Consider the following 18,730-nt stretch of genomic DNA (forward strand, 5'->3'; position numbering starts at 1 on the left):
AAGTATTAGCGATTGACCTTTGTGCCTTCATTTATAGAACGTAAAATTTCATCACGCGGGATGAGATCCGTTGGCAAAGTCGCTCTTCTTACGTTTGCTCTGTAAAGAATTGCACCTCTTAATTTAGTATAATCAAGATCGGCATCCTCTAAATTCGCTCTTGTAAGATTTGCTCCTTCTAAATTCGCATTCCATAAGCTTGCATTTGCAAAATTACACCCTTCTAAATTCGAGTCTTTAAAATTCACATAAGAAAGATTTGAAGTTTCAAAATTGCAATTGGAAAAATCCAATTTTGCTAGATTCGCTTTACGAAAATCTAATTTAGAAAAATCACGGGTGGTTTGCAAAATATCAATTGCTTCTTTACGTGTGAGAGTTTTTGGTTTTGTTTCGTCAGAATCTATATCACCACGGATTTCAGAATGTATTTCATCCTCTTCTTCTGCGTCATCATCAAAATCATCATCATCTTCTTCGATCACACGTCGAGCCATTAAACTCATTTTTATAGGTTTATCATTACGATTGAGAACAACTACCATTTTCAGAAAACCTCCTTAATTGGGTTCGCTTGCCGCTCTACATTGCCCCAAAATTAAAAAAAATCAAGAATAAAAAAAGAGAGCAGTCAAAAAGAACCGCTCTCTTTTAAGAGTATAGAATTTTCTTAGAAAATGGAAAACAAATTCACTCATTCCTTTAAGAAATTCATGCAAAACTTTTAGTGGACAGAGTTTGGTACAGGAGTCTGTGCAGGACGCGCTGATTTCTTTGAGAAAGAAAGTGAATTTGCGTCATCGCCAAACTCTTCGTCGAGGTATTCTTCTTCAACCATATCAGTTTTGTCTTGAACAGAAATTCTAGCTTCAAGCGCTGCAGCTTCGAATACGTTATTTGAAGCTGTTTCAAATAGAATTGAAGACAATCTTGAGCGAATAACAGATTTTGGAGCCCAGAAGAGATCCGCTAAAGCTTTGATCATATTTACACGTGTGGAAATTTTTTGGATTTCTACAGCGAGAGCTTCTCTTGGCACTAAAAGTGCATTGGCAAAATCGACGATCTCAGCTTGTGAAAGAGTTTCGCAGCGACTTGTAAATTTGAATTTTTCTCTTTCAGAAAGAAGAACAATTCTTGCAATTTCACGTGCAATTGCAGTGCGTGTGTGCGCTCTGATATCGCCCTTACGGAAACGAATTGCGTAATGTCCTGGTTTTACACGGGAACTACGAGCAAGTTTGTCAGATACGTCACCTGGCATAAGTTGGATAAATGGAAATGCAGAAATCAATTCTGGAATATGAACTGGAATTGCATTGATATTTGCTTTTGAAAGAATTTCTTGTGCAACTTTTTCGATTTCAAGACTTCTATCACGACGTTCAATACGAACACCTGGCTCTTCTAAAGAAAGTCTTCTTTCTTCTTCAGCATCACAGAAATCGCACCAAGCTTCATCGAGATCAACGAGGCCATCAGCAAGATCCTGAATGATTTCAAGATCAACATCGAGTGCTTTAGCTAAATTTTCAAGCGCTTGCACATTACGTATTGCTTTTTTACCACGCTTCCAATGACTTGTATCACTTGGATTGTAATTCAAAATGGAACCAAGATCTTGGTCATGAACCTTTTCATTTGGCTGACGAAGTTCTAAAACGCGAAAGCAAAAACGGAAAAGTTGGACAGATTGTGGAAATCTAACTGCTTCTTGTAACTTACGCATAATAATTCCCTTTCTAGCAATAATTAAAAAAAACATTAAAAATTAAAAAAATCACAAAATTAAAACAGTTGTGCAAAAAAATCGTATATGTAGTAAATTCAATTAACGATTCTTCCATGTAAGTTGATTACTCTTCAATTGAAGAAAGTACCAGAGTCTTTTCAATCCGTCAAAATTTAAGACATTTTTACAAGAGATATAAAGGTTTAATTTCTTAGAGAAAAATCCTCAATATATGAATTTATGTTATATTTATAAGGAATTAAAAATATTAAAAGCATTCTCATAGAATCAAGTGTCTTCTTAAAAGACACTTAAGAGAAGAGATGGATAAAAGAAAAGAGAGATTTTTAGCAGGGTAAGACTTTCGCAGATAGCTCACCAAAACCTATTCGAACATCTCCTTTTATTGCAAAACCTTTGAATAGAATTGTATCCCCATCTTCAATAAAAGATCTTGTTGAGCCATCAGGGAGAGTTATAGGTTTTGTTCCTTTCCAAGCAAGCTCAAGCATGGATCCAAATGAATTTGGTAACGGGCCGCTAATTGTACCACTGGCATAAACATCACCAACGCTGACAGGAGAGCCATTTGAAGTCATATGAGCCAATTGTTGGAATAAATTCCAATACATATATTTGTAATTTGTACTTGAAATTAAAAAAGGCTCACTCATCTTGTCCGACTGTAGGTAAATTTCGAGCTGAATATCAAAGAGTCCATTCTTTTTACACTGTAAATATTCGAGCTCGGTGACATCTTTGTCTTGACTAGGAAGAGCGAAGGGTGCAAGCGCTTCGAGCGAAACTATCCATGGAGAAAGTGAACTTGCAAAGCTTTTGCCTAAAAATGGGCCAAGTGGTACATATTCCCAACGCTGTATATCACGCGCAGACCAATCATTAAAAAGTGCAAGACCAAAAATATAATCAGATGTTTGATCCGGAGAAATCATCTCACCCATTTCGCTTTTTTTATTTGTAATAAAAGCCATTTCTAGCTCAAAATCCAATTGCTTTGTCGAGCCAAAAACAGGGGAATTGGAGTCCGCAAGACACATTTGGCCTTTTGGTCTTTTAAAATTTGTTCCACTTACAATAATAGAACTCGAGCGTCCATGATAGCCAATGGGAATGTGTTTCCAGTTTGGTAACAGTGGATTTTTCTCGTCTCTAAACATTTTTCCTACATTAGTTGCATGATCGAGACTTGAATAAAAGTCGACATAGTCATTTACTTGAATAGGTAAGAGCATTTTTACAGAATGTGTCGGGATAAGAATTGTTTCTAAATGTTCTGGATGTTTCTTCAATTTCGAATTTAAATCAGAAAAAAGTTCTTGAATTGCATAGCGAACATTATTACAAATTTTATTACCTAAAGATAAAAATTCATTCAATTTGTTATTGTCAAAATGTTCTGCTTTTAAACCAGCAATATGAGTCAAATATCCAAGCTTAAATAAACTACTAAGATCAATTACATTGTCCCCGAGTGCAGCACCCACACGGGCAGTAGATTTTAGATTATTTGTATAAAAGACGCCAAAAGGGATATTATAAATCGAAAAATCATGATTTTTAGGAATATCGATCCAACTTTTTATTTCCTTCATAAGACTACCTTTACTAAGTAAGAATTTTATGCTCAATAAGATGCTCTATGGGTTCTAAAAAACTACATGTTCCAAAACTTTTTATATATTTTTTTCTAAGATTTTCAATCTCTTTATTTGTTAATAAAAAGTTTCGAATTTTTAATCCATCGTGAGAAAATTTAAAATCTTCATATGTATAATCAGAGATTATTTCTTCTATTTCTTCTTCAGTGATTCCACCTTTATATAAAAGCATCATAGAAGAAAAAACATTTAAAAATCCATGCAACACAGTTCCAACTTCTTGATTAAAGTTTGGTATTGGCACATGCAACCCAGCAGTTGCTTTTATTCCTAATTTATTTTGGGCACATAAGCTAATAAATTGCGCAATTTTTTTTGCTGAGGGTATTTGATCTTTTTTAACCCCTCCCGTCCTGAGTTTTATTTGCACTTGATTATCAGAATTACTTCTGTTATATTCGAATATTTCATTTATTTTTTTGTTAAAATTATCATTTAATGGGATTTCACAAAAATATTCTATTTTTTTATTTAACGTAGAAAACTGCTTGAATAAAATTGACAAATACTCTTCTATCCTTTTATTTGAATTTGCAATGAGAATATCTTCTGCTGGCAAAAATTCTATGGAGAGAATATCAAGCGAAGTCTCAAAGTTTTTTGAAAGTAATTTAATGTTTTGAAAATCCTTTTGCAGTATACTTGGAAAATCACTAAAATTCTTACATGTTGAAAGAATTATTGAAAAGTTTGCTTTTCTTTTTCCAACTTGTGAAAAAGAATTATGTGTATTAAGAAAAGAAATAGTTTCAACTATTTTATTTGCTGGAAGTACAAATTTTCCTAGCATATCTTCATATTCATGTGATAAATATTCTGCATAGTTCTTAAGTGATTCTTCTAACGAAAGCTGCGCTGGTGGGAACATTCCAGCGTAATCTAAAAGCTCATTCATAAAAACTTTTAAACTTTGCATAATTTCTCCTAGTGTTAAAAATGAATGAATTGATTTCTTGTTTCAAACAAAGAAATTGCGCTATCTTTAAAGAGACGATAATTTTGAATGGAGAGTAAGCTGAATGCATAATGTTTTTATCCAAGATCTCGCAGCCATCCTTCTCACAGGAGGAGCGTTCGGTTGGATGTTTAAAAAATTTTTCAAGTTGCCTTTAATCTTAGGCTATATATTTGGGGGTGTCCTCCTTTCTTTACCGATATCCTACACTCCTTATGTTGTTAGTAAAGAATCAGCCAATACCCTAGCAGAGATAGGGGTTTTATTATTAATGTTTTCTATGGGACTGCATTTTGGCTTGCGCAAAATTCAATCTCTTGGGGTCTCTCCTGCTATTGTAGGGGCGTCTCAAGCTCTTTTAATGTGGTTAATAGGCACCAATGTCGCTCCCTTTTTTAATATTACAGGCTTTGAAGCTCTCTTTTTAGGTGCCGTCATAGCAACTGCATCGACAGCGGTCATAGTTAAAATCCTTGAAGATCATCAACTGAAAAGCGCCCGTTTCGCAGAAAAACTTATGGCAGTTTTGTTGATAGAGGATTCGATAGCAATTTTTATGATCATTTGGCTTTCCACCTCTTCGAGTGGAGAAAGCATTCAATTGATGGAAATTATCCCAATTTTTATCTTTAGTATTTTACTCTGGTGGTTTTTAGGTACTTTATTGTTACCACGTATTATTCATTCAGCATTTAAAACTGGAAAAGAAGAACTTCTAGTTATTTTAAGCATTGGCCTTGCACTTGGTCTTGCCTATTTATCAGCTTCTTGGAATTTCTCAGCTGCACTTGGTGCATTTATAATGGGATCTATTCTTTCTGATTGTAGAGAATTGAAAAAAATAGAATTAGTCATTGAACCCGTTAAAAACTTATTTACTTTAGTTTTCTTTGTTTCTGTTGGATTCCTTTTTTCTCCAGAAATAATTCTCGAAAAGTGGAGTCTTATTTTAGCGCTCGTTGCCACAATCATAATTTGCAAAATTGGTCTTAATCTAATTTTTAATTTATTTGTTGGTCAAGGTATTAAAGACTCAATTCGAATAAGTGGGAGTATGGGACAAATTGGAGAACTTTCATTTGTTATAGCACAAGTTGGAGTGAGTCTTGGCGTTATAGAAAATAAAACTTTTTCTGCTATCGTAGCTACTGCTGTAATAACTATGTTATTAACTCCATTCATATTTAAGTTTTCTATTAAATTGGCAGAAAATCCAGAAACACTTATACCGAAACCAATTTATAAGTTTATTGAATCTTATTCACAAGCAGTTATTAATTTTTCACTCGAAAATAAAATGGCTCCCTTTTATAAAAGATTTTCAATTTTTAAATGGATTCGTTATTTAACAGAAAATACAAAAAGTCGATTGAAAAAAAACTTTATGTTGATGACTTCAAAAAACGTAACAGCTACACTTGACCGTCTTGCTCCTTGGGATGAATATTTAGTACATGTGCATGTTGGTGCAGATGCTGATATCACAGGTCGTAACTTAATTGATCTTAAACTTAGAGAGAAATTTTCTGTTAATATTGTAGCAATTGAACGCAATAATAGAACAATTATATCTCCAAAAGCAACTGAAGTTGTTATTCCTGGCGATACCTTATTAGTCTATGGTAATGAAGAATCAATTACAAAATTGGAAATATTTTGCTCAAAAGAAAAACAAGAAGAAGAAAATCCACTCACGATTGATCAATGTTTACTTGCTGGGGTAAATCTCCACGAAAAACATCCATTTATTGGTAAAAGCATTTTAGAACTTGGAATAAGAGTGAATTATAATTGTATTGTCCTAGCTGTTAATAGAAATAATGTAAGAATAAAGAACCCCGTTTCAAACTTTATTTTTGATCACAATGATGAGCTTTTTATATTTGGAACGAGAAATTCATTAGAAAAAATAAAAGAATTACATGCTAGCGTTTAGATCTGGTGTTCTTTTTTCGTTTTGGTCTTTTTTTTTAAATTTATAAATTAAATTTAATTTATAATCGTGTAATTTCTTTTCGAGACCTGCTGGATAATGATGCGGGTTCATTAATCTTCTTATACTTGCATGCAGTTTTCTTAATTGAGTAAAAGTCCTCTCTCTTATTTCAATAAGTGTAGGGGTCTTATATACAAGTTTACCATCTCGATAAATCGGTATTAATAGATCTTCTGATTCACAATTCTTAGGTATTTCACAGAAGCGCGTGAAATCTTCTGGATCAATTATTAGAGTTGACTTAATCTTATCTGAACTTAAAGTATCAAATATCATATCTGCTTCAAATAAGTTTTTATTGGAATACCTACGTACCTGCAGAATTCCTGGGGTAGAAATTTTCATAGACTGTTCAGATAATTTTATCCGATGTTCCCAATGCCCTGCTGAAGATTTAATAGCTGAAATTTTATAAACTGCTCCTAATGCGGGTTGATCAAAAGCAGTGACCAATTGAGTGCCAACTCCCCAAACAGCTATTTGAGCTCCTTGCTCTTTAAGGCTGGCAATGACATTTTCATCTAAATCATTGCTCGCAACAATAACTGCTTCATGAAAACCAGCTTTATCAAGCATTTTTCTTGCCTCAATACTTAAATATGCAAGATCCCCAGAATCGAGGCGAATACCACCCATTTTTTTACCTTGAGTCTTAAGCCAATTGCCAACTTCAATCGCTTTTTTAACACCTTCTAAACTGTTATAGGTGTCGACTAAAAAAATAACATTATTGGGCATTGCACGAGCAAAAGCATAAAAAGATTCCACTTCGTTATCAAAAGCCATCACCCAGCTGTGTGAGTGCGTTCCACGCACAGGAATATCAAAAATTTTCCCTGCTAAGGTGTTCGAAGTAGCAGAACAGCCCCCAATAAATGCAGCTCGACTGGCACTCAATCCACCATCAACACCCTGCGCTCTGCGCAAACCAAATTCAAGCACTTGGCTCGTACCCGCCACAGACACAACCCGTGCTGCCTTGGTGGAAATTAAAGAATGAAAATTAATAATATTGAGTAAAGGAGTTTCTAATAGCTGACATTGAATAAGTGGACCCGATATTCTTAATAAAGGTTCATAAGGAAAAACAATTGTTCCCTCCTGAATAGCATCAAGGTTACAAGTAAAAGACATATTTTTAAGATATACAATAAAGTCTTTTTCAAATAATTCATTTCCATCCGAATCTTTAATTGAACTCAAGTAACTCAGATCATCTTCAGAAAACTTAAATTGATTTAAATAGTCAATGACTAGCTCAAGTCCTGAATTTAATGTAAACCCTCCGTTAAAAGGGTTCTTACGAAAATAGAGGTGAAAAACACTTTCTCTTTCAGAAATACCGGATTTCCAATATCCATATGCCATGGTTAATTGATAAAAATCAGTTAATAATGTTAGAGAACCCTTGTAAACTGTTTCAAAAAATGAGCTCATGAATATTTACCTTAATTTTTTTTTCTTACCACTTGTTTTGTCGCTCACAGCCTTCAAAAAACTCAGCAAGCCTTCTTCTAGTAGCTCTTGTGATATCATAAGGCAAATCCTCAAGCGAAAACCACTTGGCTTCTTTTATCTCCGGACTTTCAAAGGGCTGAATGTCAAATTTTTTTATAACATAAAAACAAACAAAGTCATCAACACCAAGAATTTTATGATAATAGCAATCAATAATAACGGGAAATTCATTTACAATTATTCCTGCTTCTTCACGCACTTCACGGATAATTGCATCTCGAGGCGATTCACCTTTTTCCACTCCTCCACCAGGAAAATGCCAGCCATTTAAATAGGTATGTTTGACAAGTAATATTTTATTTTCTTTATTTATTACGAGCCCTCTCACACCACTCGTACGCACACCACAAATTCTTTGAATAATTTTCTTCAAAATATGATAAATGGTGTAAATTGATACTGAGATTTTCCGCATAGTTTTCCTATTTATTTTACTTTTTCCGCAAAAGTGGAATAAAATATACAAGAACAGGCAAGAGCATAGCAAGAACAAATCCATATTCTTCTGAAGAACTCATACCAAACCCTGCAACAGGAGGTCCTATCAAGGATCCCAAGCCAAACATAGCAACAACCGCCGTATTTGCTCCTGCTAAACTGCTTCCTTTGTATTTTTTACCAACAATAATAAGTGCCAGAGTATAAAAACCAGAAATACATGCACCCCAAAAGAAGAGGATTGGATATAAAACAAAAGGTGTGTTGATAAAAATTCCAATTCCAATTGCCCCTATTATTCCAATCAAAGTACATAAAATAAGCGCTTTTTTTTCACTATATTTATCTGCAATAGCTCCAACAAAAAATTGTAAACACGCTTGCCCTATCCCTACAGTCACAAGTAAAGAAACAGAAACTCTTTCAGTTAACCCACTGTAGACGCCATAAATGGGCAGTAAATTAAAAGCTGTTGTTTCCAAATATCCATAGACAAGAGCTGCGCCCATTGCGATGGGTGAAGACAAAATAATTGGTTTTAAAGCGGTTTTCTCTTCACTTTTAATATCAGGTATTTGTTTTCTAGCCATAATAATTGGCACAAAAACAAGTAAGAGAAAAAAGGAACCCACAGCGAATGGCAAAAATCCTTTACTTCCTGTTAATGCTAAAATCCCTGCCCCCAAAAAATAGCCAATACTAAGGCAAGAAGAAAAAATCCCCATAATGCGCCCACGCATAGAATCGGATGACAACTCTCCTATCCACGTTTCACTTGCCACAAAAATCCCGTCAAGGCAGGCACCAAAAACGAAACGAAGAACAAACCACAAAAATACGCTTTGTGTGAAAAAGAAGGACAGAAAACACAATACAGCAAGAAAAACAGCAAAAGTAATAAAACTTTTTAAGCCATATTTTTCCATAAACTTTAAAAAAATAGGCGAAAGGACAAATGCAGCAATTGCTGGCATAGAGGTGTTTAAACCAATCATAATTGAAGAATATCCCATTTCTTTCATTACAAATGAAAGGAGTGGAAGGGAAAGTCCAAAACCAATTCCTGTAGCAGCCACACAACTCAACCCAGCAATGATTCCTGAACGCGACAGGGCGTTGTTCTTAGCAGCTAAAGTGTTTGATTTTTCTAAAGAACTCATAATATTTCTGTTTCCTAAGGGCAAAAATTCTGTTTGCAAACCCGGTTTGCTGAAAAACAAATGAATGTTTCTGTCATTTTTAAGCAAATAGCAAATAAAAGAGTCATTCAGGATAACTTTTAAACTGATATCCATCAGGGAGAAGCTCATCTTGCAATTTTTTATTACTGACTTTCTTATTCATTTTTTTTATGTAAGTAGTTGGAAATGAAAAATTTAAATCAATTTCTTTTTTTTCTTTTAATTCATTAACTACCTCTGAATTTTTTTTATAAAATCCATTACAAATATTAATCCGTGATTTGGCTTTAAATTTCTCAAGTAAAATATTTATACAATAAACAATATCATCAACATGAATTAAGTTTATAATTCCATCCGGATCTTGAACTCTGCCTTGTATAAACCAATTTTTAGGTAAGCGATTCGGTCCAAATATCCCTGCTAAGTGAACAATATACGCTCCTTGAAGCCGCAATTCTTCCTCCGTTTTTATCCGCAGTTTTGCATAATCAAGAGGAGTGTTTTCATCGATGATTTCATTGTCATATGCATGGATATATGCTGAGATTGTACTTAATATTAAAATTTTTTTATTTAAACAATAGTATGAAAAAAATTCTTTTGCGTATTGACTTTCTTCTTCGCTTTCAGCAACTGAAAATGTCCAAATAATATTTTCACAAACTGGTAGATTTTTCCATGAATCTTTATTTGTTAATTCAAAATATATAGTATCATCTTGAGAATTACTTTTACGGCTTGTCGCTAAGACATTTGGAAACTTTTTACAGTAATTTGTTCCTACATAACCTTTACCTAAAACTATCGTTTGACTCATACCCATTCCAATCTCATTTCGTTGCACCATTCTGTCCCTGCTCTTGCACAGGATTATTATCAGATTGATTAGGCGTTTGCTCTGATTTATTTTGCGGTGACATCATGGATTGCTCAGAAGCTGGTACAGGTTGTGAAAATTCTTTTGGGAGTATGGGGCCGTGGGTGGTTCGGCCTGTTTCTTTAGAGTATGTGCCTTTTGGAACTGGTAGATCTGGAAATTCAGCTTTTGGAAATTTTGGCAATTCACCAGGCATCATTGGATGATAGCTTTGCTCAACCCCCACTTCATATTGAGGTGCTTCAATATTAATATTGCCATTTTTATCAATCCGGACGGTTACATTTTCTAAATCTTGATTGCGAACAGTGCTGATATTGACTCCGTTTAAAAATATAATTCGACCAGACATATAAGTCGATTCATATGGCATCCTTTTTGAAATTGTATTGCCTGACGGCTGGATTGTGCCTCCACGAGCTGGCAAAGTAAAACTAGGAATAATCATTTGCTCAATATTCTGTGTTTGAATCGGAATTGGCGCACTTCCCACTCGTTGAATTCCAGTGCCTTGCAATGGCTGCGTTTGAATTGGGAGTTCTTTTGGCAATTGTTGCGCATTTAAATACGGATGTATTATGCTAAGAATTGCAATTTTAATAATTATTTTTATAAATTTTCTTTTCATTTTTTGAATTTCCATTTTAATTTTATTCAAAGAATAACATTGTATTGTATCTTTAAAAAACATATGAAACGGAGAGAAAATATTGCCGTATTCGTTTTTTTTCAAACACGTACTTTATACTCTATTCCGCAATGAAACATTATAAAGGAGTTTTCATGCCAAAATTTTTAGCTATATTTTTAGTCATATGCTCTACCTTTTTCTGGGGAGCAAACTTTAATGTTGGGAAATATGTTGTCAACGATTTTGCCCCCATGATTGCAACGGCACTGCGATTTCTAATTGCTTCAATACTTATATTTACAATTGTAATGATAAAAGATCGAAATTTTTTGCAAACGTTCAAAAATAATTTTAAAATGTATTTTATTCTTGGTATTATTGGTGTTGCGGGTTTCAATGGCTTATTTCTTTTTGGGGTAAAATACTCATCTCCCATAAATTGCGCACTCATCATGTCTACAAACCCTTTAGTCACAAATATATTTGCATATTTTATTTTAAAAAAGAAAATATTTTCATATCAAAAAATAGGGATGCTCATAAGTCTTGTAGGAGTCATCATAATATTAACTCAAGGTTCTCTACATGCTTTATTGAATCTTAATTTTGCATTTGGCGATATTTTAATCATTATCGGCAACATATGCTGGGCTCTGTATGGTGTTTTGAGTATTCGCTATTTAAGTAAATCTTCTCCTCTTGCCACAACTGCATCGACCATGATTATTGGCACGATTGCTCTTATCGTATTTTCCTTTTTTGAAGGACATGTCGATCAAGCGTTTCATCAATCTTCATCTATTTATCTTGCCATCACTTTTATGGCAATTTGTGGCGCTGTGCTTGCCTACTTATTTTGGAATATTGGTATGGCGCGACTGGGAGCAGCACAAACATCTATCTTTTTTAATTTCGTGCCTGTTTTTACTGTACTTGTTTCAATTTTCTTAGGGCATCCAATTTATTTAATCCAAATTGTTGGTGGTGTCATTATTCTTTGCGGTGTGATAATTTCTTCGAATGTTATTCAGTTACCTATTAAAGTAAAAAAATATCAGAGGCATTAAATTGTAATCCAAAAACTTTTTACAAAATAAAGCGAAAATTTAAATCGAATGGAATAGTGAAACTAATTAACATAAAAGCTTCTCATTTTTTTGCGAGACTCTTCTGTTGGCCTAATTTATCGCTTGCTGAATTTGGCACTCGTATTCATAAGGATTATCAGTTTCTTCTAGAGCAACTCTGCGAATTTCATCAATATCTCTTTGCATGGCTTCCTTAAATCGCCCTGTTTGTATGTTTCATTCCATTCTCCACCTCCTAGGTTATTCTCTGCATCTTGCGGCACGAGGTTAATTTTCTCTCCGGGCCGACCAAAGCGATTGGCGATAATATGACCACCTTGATCCATTTTTTTCTTCGTATAAGGAACTAACTTCCCTTTTTTAGCAGCAGTAATTTGCTGATACCCGTTTCTATCTTTTCCTTTTACTAAATCTAAATCAGTTTCGACAGAAGAGGTGCGGGCTAAATGATCCGTCTCAAATTTAATTTTGTTATCAACAAAATAAATAGTGTCAGCTTCAGGATTATTTAATTCTTTATTACAATTTCCTTTTTTACCAGAATTTACATAAACCACAGGCTTTTGTTTTGGAGCAGTTTTGCTTCCCCCATTTGCTTGTGAATTTCCGTTAATAGAAGTCTAAGAATGACTTCCTCCATTAAACTGTGATTGAGCGGCTAACTTTTTTTCCTGTCGACTCAAACAATAACGAGAGCTAAGAGCATGAATTAAATTTTTGCCATTTGCGTTCGCTCTATATTCACCAATGCGTGATAGTGCTTGCAATTTATATTTATCTTTTACAGGATCTAAATCTAATACATCACTTAAAAGTTCAGTTTTTTCTTTATAACTTTCTTCTTCTGCAATAGCATTTTCACAAATATTAAAAAAATCTAAAACTTTATCGCCAAAACTTTCTTCTTCAACATTACTCGTGATTTTTTCAATAAAATTTTCTTGAGCTAATTTTTGTGAGACTAAAGTGCAACCACAGGATGCTTTGTGTCCATTTAATGCAACAGGTCTACCATTTATGAGAAAATTTTCATCTCCCTCAATGATGACACCTGTACCATGGGAACAAATGACAGAATCACCCACTAAAGCAATATTTAATCCGCCAATTTCATAACCAGAACATTGAACGACAATGCCACCACCTGTTGTTGTTCTCCTTTTAAAATAACACCCTTTTTCATAGTGCAACTTCCTATTGCTCTTTAGGAATAATTATTATTTCAATAGATAAATTTATTTTATAGTGACTGCATTTGTCGCACCCTTAAGCTGAATTTCTTTCGCTGTAACTATGACAATCCCTGATTCTTCAAGGGTAATTTTTACATTTCCAACTTTAAATGTAATTGATTTTTCAGCTTTGAATTCGATATTTTCTTTTGCCTGCAAGCGTAATTTATTTAATGTATTTAAATCTATATTGCCTTTAGCATTTTGAACTATTTCTTTCTCTGTTTCGAATTCAATGTTTTCATTGGCACTTAATTTAATATGCTTTTCGGCCACAATTACTGATTGCTCTTGTGTGCTTAAAATAAAATGCTTTTCGCTGAACATTTCTATTTGTTCTTTAGCATAAATGGAATAATATTTTTCAGTCCTTATTTCCATTTCCTCTTTTGCTTCATGCAGCATATTTTTTTGCGTTTTAAACTCCATCTGCTCTTTTGAAGTGGAGAGCATGTTTTTAGAAGTTTTCATAGACATGGTTGACATAGACTGTGTTAAATGATCCCCAAAGGAACGGATTTTCATATGCTTTGCTGCAGAGATATCGACGGAGGATTTTTTGTGATCCATCACGAGGAAATTATTTTTCTTATTTTCAGACGGCTGATCGTAAATGGCGAGGACATGTTTAATTATCTTGCGAACTATTGGGTATTATTTATCAGGATTTTAATTAATACAAATGACAATGGGTATATTGGTTTCGACTGTAATTTTATTTTATATTAAGACTGCAACCTTCTTTAAAGTCAACATAGACGCATGCACATTCAGCAACTCGTTCATCTGCATGTGGAACATAAATTCTTAGTTTATTATTTTTTAAATTGACACCCATAAGATCTTGTTCATATTTAATTTTCTTAGAAGTCAAAATTCTAAGTAAATGCTGATAGTCATTTCCAAGTAGGTAAACGTTATCTTCAATTAAAATACGATTGGGTTGGAAAATTTCTAAACCTTCAAGTTTATTTGTCTCATCATCGTAGAATGCATGAATAACCAAATTATAAAAATCATCTGAAGTTACTTTACAAATGGGGGTTTTTTTAAAAGCCTGTACTTTGGAACTAAATATTTTTCTTACTTCATCCCTAGTCATGCCCACTTTTAATTGTCCTTTTTTTGCATCATCTATGAATTCAAATATCATATTTTCCTCTTATTTTTTTATAATAAAATCTTTTGGATTTAATGTCCTAGCATATTCTTTCATTTCCTTAATTGCGATTGAATATGTTGAACTAGTTTTCGACTTAATGTCATTTTCATCTTTTTTAATAGCTTCCATTACTTTGCTGTTTTGAACAAGTTGCTTTTGAAGTTCTAAGTATTTTAACGTCTTCAGATTTTTTCCATGACTGGCTAAGTACCTTTCATCACCATAATTCATTCTTATAGCAGGACCAGCATTAGGAGTAATTTTGCTATTCATATATGTTACTTTAGAAGGAATGTGATGAGATGTTAATCTTTCAAAAGAGATGCTGCAATCTTTTTTGCTAAAATCTACATAAATTGCTTTTACAATAATTGGTCCATCATCTTCTGTAGGATTTTCAATGTCGATATCTGGAATGTATAAACCAATATTTTCATTTTCTAATTTAATTCCTGTGTCGTGTTTAATATATTCAATTTTTTTAATTTTTAAATGCTCTAATAATTTTTCATAGGAACAAAATAAATTAAAACCATTATAATCAAACCAATAGTTATGTTCACTTATTCCAAAATTAAATAATTCATTATTCTTATTGTACATAGCATTTAACTTGATTGAATTAAAAGAATCATTTTGAGAACTAAACTCAGTTGATTCGTAATAAGTAAAATTGCTTTTGATAATGTTTCTAACCTCGCTTGGATTTAATTCTTTTTTTAAAATCCCCTTTTTATAATTATTATAATATTTAAAAATAAACATATAGCATCCTTATTTAAAATCACTTGGATTTAAAGTTTTTAAATATTCTTCCATTTCTTGAATTGCGCATTTATATTTATTAGGATCTCCCTTTTTGACAGCAATTCTATAGACATCATCAATATCCATTTGGACGGCTTCCTTTAATCTACCTTGTTGAATAAAATCTTTTTGCTTATCTATATATTGTATGCTCTCTAGGCCCTTACTTCCATGACTCATTGTATCTATATGATCTTCTGGATCCATCTGTATAGCAGGACCTTTCATTGCTCTTCCATCGGGATTCATTTTTGATCCTTTATAAGCGCTTTTTGCAGGAATATGGTGTGAATCTTTTCCATCACCAATTGGCAAACGTGTTTTCTCATGTACGCCACCCCTGTATTTATTGTTAGAACAATCCAACTTAGTCTCAACGTCAGATTTCTTAATTTTATTTATTTGATCTTGCTGCTTTTGTAAAGAATTTTGATTTTGATTTACAACGTAATTATCTCTGAAAGAACAAGCTAAACCTTTTGCAATAATAAGCGGAGAGCGCTTCAGTCTTGAATTTTCTGGTTTGTCATAATCTTTACAAACATATTCTATTGGGTCATCAACAAATTCATGTATATTATTTATTGTTTCTACAATAAATTCTTCAATTTCTTCTTCTATTTTATATAATACACTTTTTAAATTTTCAAAAAAAGAAGGTTCTGGAACGTCTATTTTATTTTTTTCACCAATTTGTTCTGCAATTAAACTGCAGCCGCAAGAAGTTTTATGTCCTTCAAGAGCAATCCCTCGCCCGTCTATTTTAATATTTGAATCTCCTTCGGAAATAGCTCCAAATCCATGAGACGCACAATGAATTAGATCTCCTTCTAGGGCAATTTTAAAACCATCGACATATGTGCCAGTTCCTTTCACAACGACTCCACCATTTGAAAGCGGATCTCCTTCGACAACAATTCCTTTTTGCATTTTGCAACATCCTATTGCTTAATACATTAAAATTTTTATTCTGTTAATTTATTTTATGAGCTCTTGAAGCTCCTTGAATAATTATTTCTTTCCCTTTAAATATTATATTCCCTGAAGGATCTAAGATTATTTGGCTTTCACCAGCTTGAATAATTATTTTTTTTTCAGATTTTATCATAATGTCATCTTTTGCAGATAGATCTAAATTTTTATCCGTTAATAATTCCATAAATTCTTTTGAAGTAATTGATATATGAGTGTCAGCTTTGAGCTCTGAGTATTCAAATGAATTTACAGAAAAATATTGATCTGTTTTAATTTCAGCCTGTTCTTTTGTCGCTAAAAGATAATATTTATCAGAAAATATTTCTATCTGCTCTTTTGCTTGCAAATGAAAATTCTTTTCCGTCCTTATTTCCATTTCCTCTTTGGCTTCGTGCAGCATATTTTTTTGCGTTTTAAACTCCATCTGCTCTTTTGAGGTAGAGAGCATATTCTTAGAAGTTTTCATAGACATGGTTGACATAGATTGAGTTAAATGATCCCCAAAGGAACGGATTTTCATATGCTTTGCTGCAGAGATATCGACGGAGGATTTTTTGTGATCCATAACGAGGAAGTTATTTTTCTTATTTTCAGACGGTTGATCGTAAATGGCGAGTACGTGTTTATTCTCTTTGGCGCTCACAGGATATTTGCATTTTTGGTTATACAGACAGCCGAGCACTACGGGGAGATCGGGATCGCCATCTTCAAACGAAACAACCACTTCGTCACCATGGCGAGGGGTGACAAACATTCCATAATTTTGGCTTGCCCACGGGCTCATAAAGCGGGCTAAGATATAATCTGACTTTACGGGTAAACCCTTATATTGCCAAGGTAACATCACCTTAATATAATTCTTTTCACCATCGAGATCTATTTTCTCATCATCTGCTTTTACGATTCCATGCATTGTTCCATCGATATAATTGCGTTCATAATCTTGTTTTATTCCGTAAGTTATTTCCGCTGGATGCATATTCATTTCTGTGAAGTATTGGCAATTGTTTTTTCCGAATTGAGATTGGCAATTAAATACAAAACGCAAATTATGCACACGATAATTTTTTAACTTTTTTAACTCGCCGTATATTTTTTTGAATTTATCCCTGTCATAATTGGCATTCACCCTGCTGCCTAAATAAATATCGAGGCAATTTGTCATTCCACTTGCTTGAAAAGTCGGAAATGTGTTTTTTAATTCTAGTTTTTCTGCGCGTCTATCGAGAAATTTAATACTCGAATCGGTTAATGAGTATTTTTTAGCCCCCTCCTGTCCATAGGTCCATTTTAATTGCAAAGGGGTTTTGTGTTTAGGCGGAAGTTTTGAAACAGCTTCTTTGCTTTTTAAGGGAACACCATGTCTGCGCGCGTCGGAATCAAGCACTTGAATAGGTGCAGGAATACCCGTATTTATAAAACGCAGGCCGTATAAAAAATTCTTTTTTTCAAACGATTGCTCAGCCAGAGTTTCCCACATAACACTTTGATCGTCGATTAAATCCAGCGTGGTTTCTTTTTTTATTCCTGTTGGAATTAACATCTCGGGTGCTAAGATTTCATCAAATATCATTATTTCGCATTTTTTATCTTTGAAGGTAACAACATATTCCCAATCTTCTTCTTCAATCAGGCGTAAAACAAAATCCCAATGTGACTCTCCATTTTGCACACAATTGATTCGATTGCTTTTAACGGGATAGGTAATGCAAAAGTCAGGCTTAAATTTTTCGGTTAATAAACTCTCTTTGCAGAAATCCGCAAAAACATCTTCAATTATTTCTTCGACAGTTTTATTAACATAAGCGCGATAAGCATTGGTCTGTTGCATAAATGCAGGCAGAGGTGCCGCAGCGATCTGCAGAATGATTGTTTCGACCCCATCATGTTCAACGGATGAAATTTGAAAGTTTTGGATATAACCATTAAATTCTCTGACTTTGAGTGAGTAACCATTGAGCAAGTGTGCATGAATTTCTTTGAAATAAAAATAAGCCGATATATTTTCGCTATCAATCACATGTCCATGCAATTGCATATCGGATAAAAATTTTACAAATTCATTTTTACTGAGTTCAATCCTTAAGTCTATTCTAAACAAAGAGCTTATACTTTCTTTTATTTCAAACTGGGAAACTCCACTTTCAAATATTATTTTTTTATCGGCAATAAACTCCACGATAAATCTATGGCCGGTGTTATTTTCAACCGCAGAAAGAACATCTAAACAGGGATAAGGCTTGATTACTAATTTCTTTGCTGCACTGACGACATTTGCTAATAAATCCATTTGACCCTCACACTAAGACAAGAATTTTTTACATAAATGGATAAATAAATATTTTAATTTACTTATTACTTATTTTTCTATTCAATTTTTATAGATATTGATTCATTATCTTTTTGTGTAAAATTAAAATAGCAAATATAACCTTGCGCTGGTATATAGATATTAA

At 33.4% G+C, this 18,730-nt stretch carries 18 protein-coding genes; 2 read left to right on the forward strand and 16 right to left on the reverse strand.

What is annotated here, in order from left to right; translation table 11 throughout:
* Window positions 1–5: 5 nt before the first annotated feature.
* From H7355_RS12410 to H7355_RS12425, 4 genes are all read right to left on the reverse strand, one after another.
* A complete protein-coding gene (locus tag H7355_RS12410; protein ID WP_186648015.1) occupies window positions 6–545 on the reverse strand; it encodes a pentapeptide repeat-containing protein in 540 nt (179 codons plus the stop codon).
* Between the two features lie 179 nt (window positions 546–724).
* The gene (locus tag H7355_RS12415; protein WP_130611571.1) at window positions 725–1,729 is read right to left on the reverse strand and encodes a hypothetical protein; all 1,005 of its coding nucleotides are present in this window, start codon (window positions 1,727–1,729) and stop codon (window positions 725–727) included.
* A gap of 350 nt (window positions 1,730–2,079) precedes the next feature.
* Window positions 2,080–3,336 (reverse strand): fumarylacetoacetase, encoded by a 1,257-nt coding sequence (fahA, locus tag H7355_RS12420; protein ID WP_186648576.1) that lies wholly within the window; start codon window positions 3,334–3,336, stop codon window positions 2,080–2,082.
* Window positions 3,337–3,358: 22 nt separating this feature from the next.
* Window positions 3,359–4,327, reverse strand: coding sequence for a hypothetical protein (locus tag H7355_RS12425; protein WP_186648017.1), 969 nt, complete (start codon window positions 4,325–4,327; stop codon window positions 3,359–3,361).
* 103 nt (window positions 4,328–4,430) lie between these two features.
* Between H7355_RS12425 and H7355_RS12430 the strand changes: the two genes are divergently transcribed.
* Window positions 4,431–6,302, forward strand: coding sequence for a cation:proton antiporter domain-containing protein (locus H7355_RS12430; protein WP_186648019.1), 1,872 nt, complete (start codon window positions 4,431–4,433; stop codon window positions 6,300–6,302).
* On the opposite strand, the gene H7355_RS12435 is transcribed toward H7355_RS12430, so the two are convergent.
* The 5 genes from H7355_RS12435 to H7355_RS12455 all read right to left on the reverse strand — a co-directional run bounded on the left by H7355_RS12435 (window position 6,285) and on the right by H7355_RS12455 (window position 11,007).
* Window positions 6,285–7,799: a nicotinate phosphoribosyltransferase gene (locus H7355_RS12435; protein ID WP_186648021.1), complete on the reverse strand. Its 1,515-nt coding sequence runs from the start codon at window positions 7,797–7,799 to the stop codon at window positions 6,285–6,287. The genes H7355_RS12430 and H7355_RS12435 overlap by 18 nt on opposite strands.
* Before the next feature lie 25 nt (window positions 7,800–7,824).
* Window positions 7,825–8,295, reverse strand: coding sequence for an NUDIX domain-containing protein (locus tag H7355_RS12440; RefSeq protein ID WP_186648023.1), 471 nt, complete (start codon window positions 8,293–8,295; stop codon window positions 7,825–7,827).
* A 16-nt stretch (window positions 8,296–8,311) separates the two neighbouring features.
* Window positions 8,312–9,478 carry an MFS transporter gene (locus H7355_RS12445; RefSeq protein WP_186648025.1) on the reverse strand — a complete coding sequence of 389 codons (1,167 nt, stop codon included), beginning with the start codon at window positions 9,476–9,478 and terminating at the stop codon, window positions 8,312–8,314.
* Window positions 9,479–9,581: 103 nt separating this feature from the next.
* On the reverse strand, window positions 9,582–10,349 hold the full coding sequence (locus H7355_RS12450) for a hypothetical protein (protein WP_186648027.1): 768 nt from the start codon (window positions 10,347–10,349) through the stop codon (window positions 9,582–9,584).
* Window positions 10,333–11,007: a hypothetical protein gene (locus tag H7355_RS12455; protein ID WP_186648029.1), complete on the reverse strand. Its 675-nt coding sequence runs from the start codon at window positions 11,005–11,007 to the stop codon at window positions 10,333–10,335. The genes H7355_RS12450 and H7355_RS12455 overlap by 17 nt, the downstream gene beginning before the upstream one ends.
* A gap of 155 nt (window positions 11,008–11,162) precedes the next feature.
* On the opposite strand from H7355_RS12455, the gene H7355_RS12460 reads away from it, so the two are divergent.
* On the forward strand, window positions 11,163–12,077 hold the full coding sequence (locus H7355_RS12460) for a DMT family transporter (protein ID WP_186648031.1): 915 nt from the start codon (window positions 11,163–11,165) through the stop codon (window positions 12,075–12,077).
* A gap of 167 nt (window positions 12,078–12,244) precedes the next feature.
* Here H7355_RS12460 and H7355_RS12465 read toward each other — a convergent pair whose 3' ends face one another.
* From H7355_RS12465 to H7355_RS12495, 7 genes are all read right to left on the reverse strand, one after another.
* A complete protein-coding gene (locus H7355_RS12465; protein WP_186648033.1) occupies window positions 12,245–12,655 on the reverse strand; it encodes a DNA/RNA non-specific endonuclease in 411 nt (136 codons plus the stop codon).
* Between the two features lie 63 nt (window positions 12,656–12,718).
* Window positions 12,719–13,288 (reverse strand): PAAR domain-containing protein, encoded by a 570-nt coding sequence (locus tag H7355_RS12470; protein ID WP_186648035.1) that lies wholly within the window; start codon window positions 13,286–13,288, stop codon window positions 12,719–12,721.
* Window positions 13,289–13,333: 45 nt separating this feature from the next.
* Window positions 13,334–13,900: a DUF2345 domain-containing protein gene (locus tag H7355_RS12475; RefSeq protein ID WP_186648037.1), complete on the reverse strand. Its 567-nt coding sequence runs from the start codon at window positions 13,898–13,900 to the stop codon at window positions 13,334–13,336.
* A gap of 145 nt (window positions 13,901–14,045) precedes the next feature.
* The gene (locus H7355_RS12480; RefSeq protein WP_186648039.1) at window positions 14,046–14,483 is read right to left on the reverse strand and encodes a hypothetical protein; all 438 of its coding nucleotides are present in this window, start codon (window positions 14,481–14,483) and stop codon (window positions 14,046–14,048) included.
* Window positions 14,484–14,492: 9 nt separating this feature from the next.
* Window positions 14,493–15,257, reverse strand: coding sequence for a hypothetical protein (locus H7355_RS12485; RefSeq protein ID WP_186648040.1), 765 nt, complete (start codon window positions 15,255–15,257; stop codon window positions 14,493–14,495).
* 9 nt (window positions 15,258–15,266) lie between these two features.
* Window positions 15,267–16,229: a PAAR domain-containing protein gene (locus H7355_RS12490; protein WP_186648042.1), complete on the reverse strand. Its 963-nt coding sequence runs from the start codon at window positions 16,227–16,229 to the stop codon at window positions 15,267–15,269.
* A gap of 43 nt (window positions 16,230–16,272) precedes the next feature.
* Window positions 16,273–18,564: a contractile injection system protein, VgrG/Pvc8 family gene (locus tag H7355_RS12495; RefSeq protein WP_186648044.1), complete on the reverse strand. Its 2,292-nt coding sequence runs from the start codon at window positions 18,562–18,564 to the stop codon at window positions 16,273–16,275.
* Window positions 18,565–18,730 lie beyond the last annotated feature (166 nt).

The sequence above is a fragment of the Fluviispira vulneris genome (assembly GCF_014281055.1).
Lineage (GTDB): Bacteria > Bdellovibrionota_B > Oligoflexia > Silvanigrellales > Silvanigrellaceae > Silvanigrella > Silvanigrella vulneris.

What these genes read in the sequence shown, in the direction of transcription:
- H7355_RS12490 (WP_186648042.1), bottom strand. Translation starts at nt 16,229, where the DNA reads ATGCAAAAAGGAATTGTTGTCGAAGGAGATCCGCTTTCAAATGGTGGA.
- H7355_RS12455 (WP_186648029.1), bottom strand. Translation starts at nt 11,007, where the DNA reads ATGAAAAGAAAATTTATAAAAATAATTATTAAAATTGCAATTCTTAGC.
- H7355_RS12475 (WP_186648037.1), bottom strand. Translation starts at nt 13,900, where the DNA reads ATGGATCACAAAAAATCCTCCGTCGATATCTCTGCAGCAAAGCATATG.
- H7355_RS12440 (WP_186648023.1), bottom strand. Translation starts at nt 8,295, where the DNA reads ATGCGGAAAATCTCAGTATCAATTTACACCATTTATCATATTTTGAAG.
- H7355_RS12435 (WP_186648021.1), bottom strand. Translation starts at nt 7,799, where the DNA reads ATGAGCTCATTTTTTGAAACAGTTTACAAGGGTTCTCTAACATTATTA.
- H7355_RS12485 (WP_186648040.1), bottom strand. Translation starts at nt 15,257, where the DNA reads ATGTTTATTTTTAAATATTATAATAATTATAAAAAGGGGATTTTAAAA.
- H7355_RS12450 (WP_186648027.1), bottom strand. Translation starts at nt 10,349, where the DNA reads ATGGTGCAACGAAATGAGATTGGAATGGGTATGAGTCAAACGATAGTT.
- H7355_RS12460 (WP_186648031.1), top strand. Translation starts at nt 11,163, where the DNA reads ATGCCAAAATTTTTAGCTATATTTTTAGTCATATGCTCTACCTTTTTC.
- H7355_RS12480 (WP_186648039.1), bottom strand. Translation starts at nt 14,483, where the DNA reads ATGATATTTGAATTCATAGATGATGCAAAAAAAGGACAATTAAAAGTG.
- H7355_RS12425 (WP_186648017.1), bottom strand. Translation starts at nt 4,327, where the DNA reads ATGCAAAGTTTAAAAGTTTTTATGAATGAGCTTTTAGATTACGCTGGA.
- H7355_RS12445 (WP_186648025.1), bottom strand. Translation starts at nt 9,478, where the DNA reads ATGAGTTCTTTAGAAAAATCAAACACTTTAGCTGCTAAGAACAACGCC.
- H7355_RS12495 (WP_186648044.1), bottom strand. Translation starts at nt 18,564, where the DNA reads ATGGATTTATTAGCAAATGTCGTCAGTGCAGCAAAGAAATTAGTAATC.
- H7355_RS12415 (WP_130611571.1), bottom strand. Translation starts at nt 1,729, where the DNA reads ATGCGTAAGTTACAAGAAGCAGTTAGATTTCCACAATCTGTCCAACTT.
- H7355_RS12430 (WP_186648019.1), top strand. Translation starts at nt 4,431, where the DNA reads ATGCATAATGTTTTTATCCAAGATCTCGCAGCCATCCTTCTCACAGGA.
- H7355_RS12410 (WP_186648015.1), bottom strand. Translation starts at nt 545, where the DNA reads ATGGTAGTTGTTCTCAATCGTAATGATAAACCTATAAAAATGAGTTTA.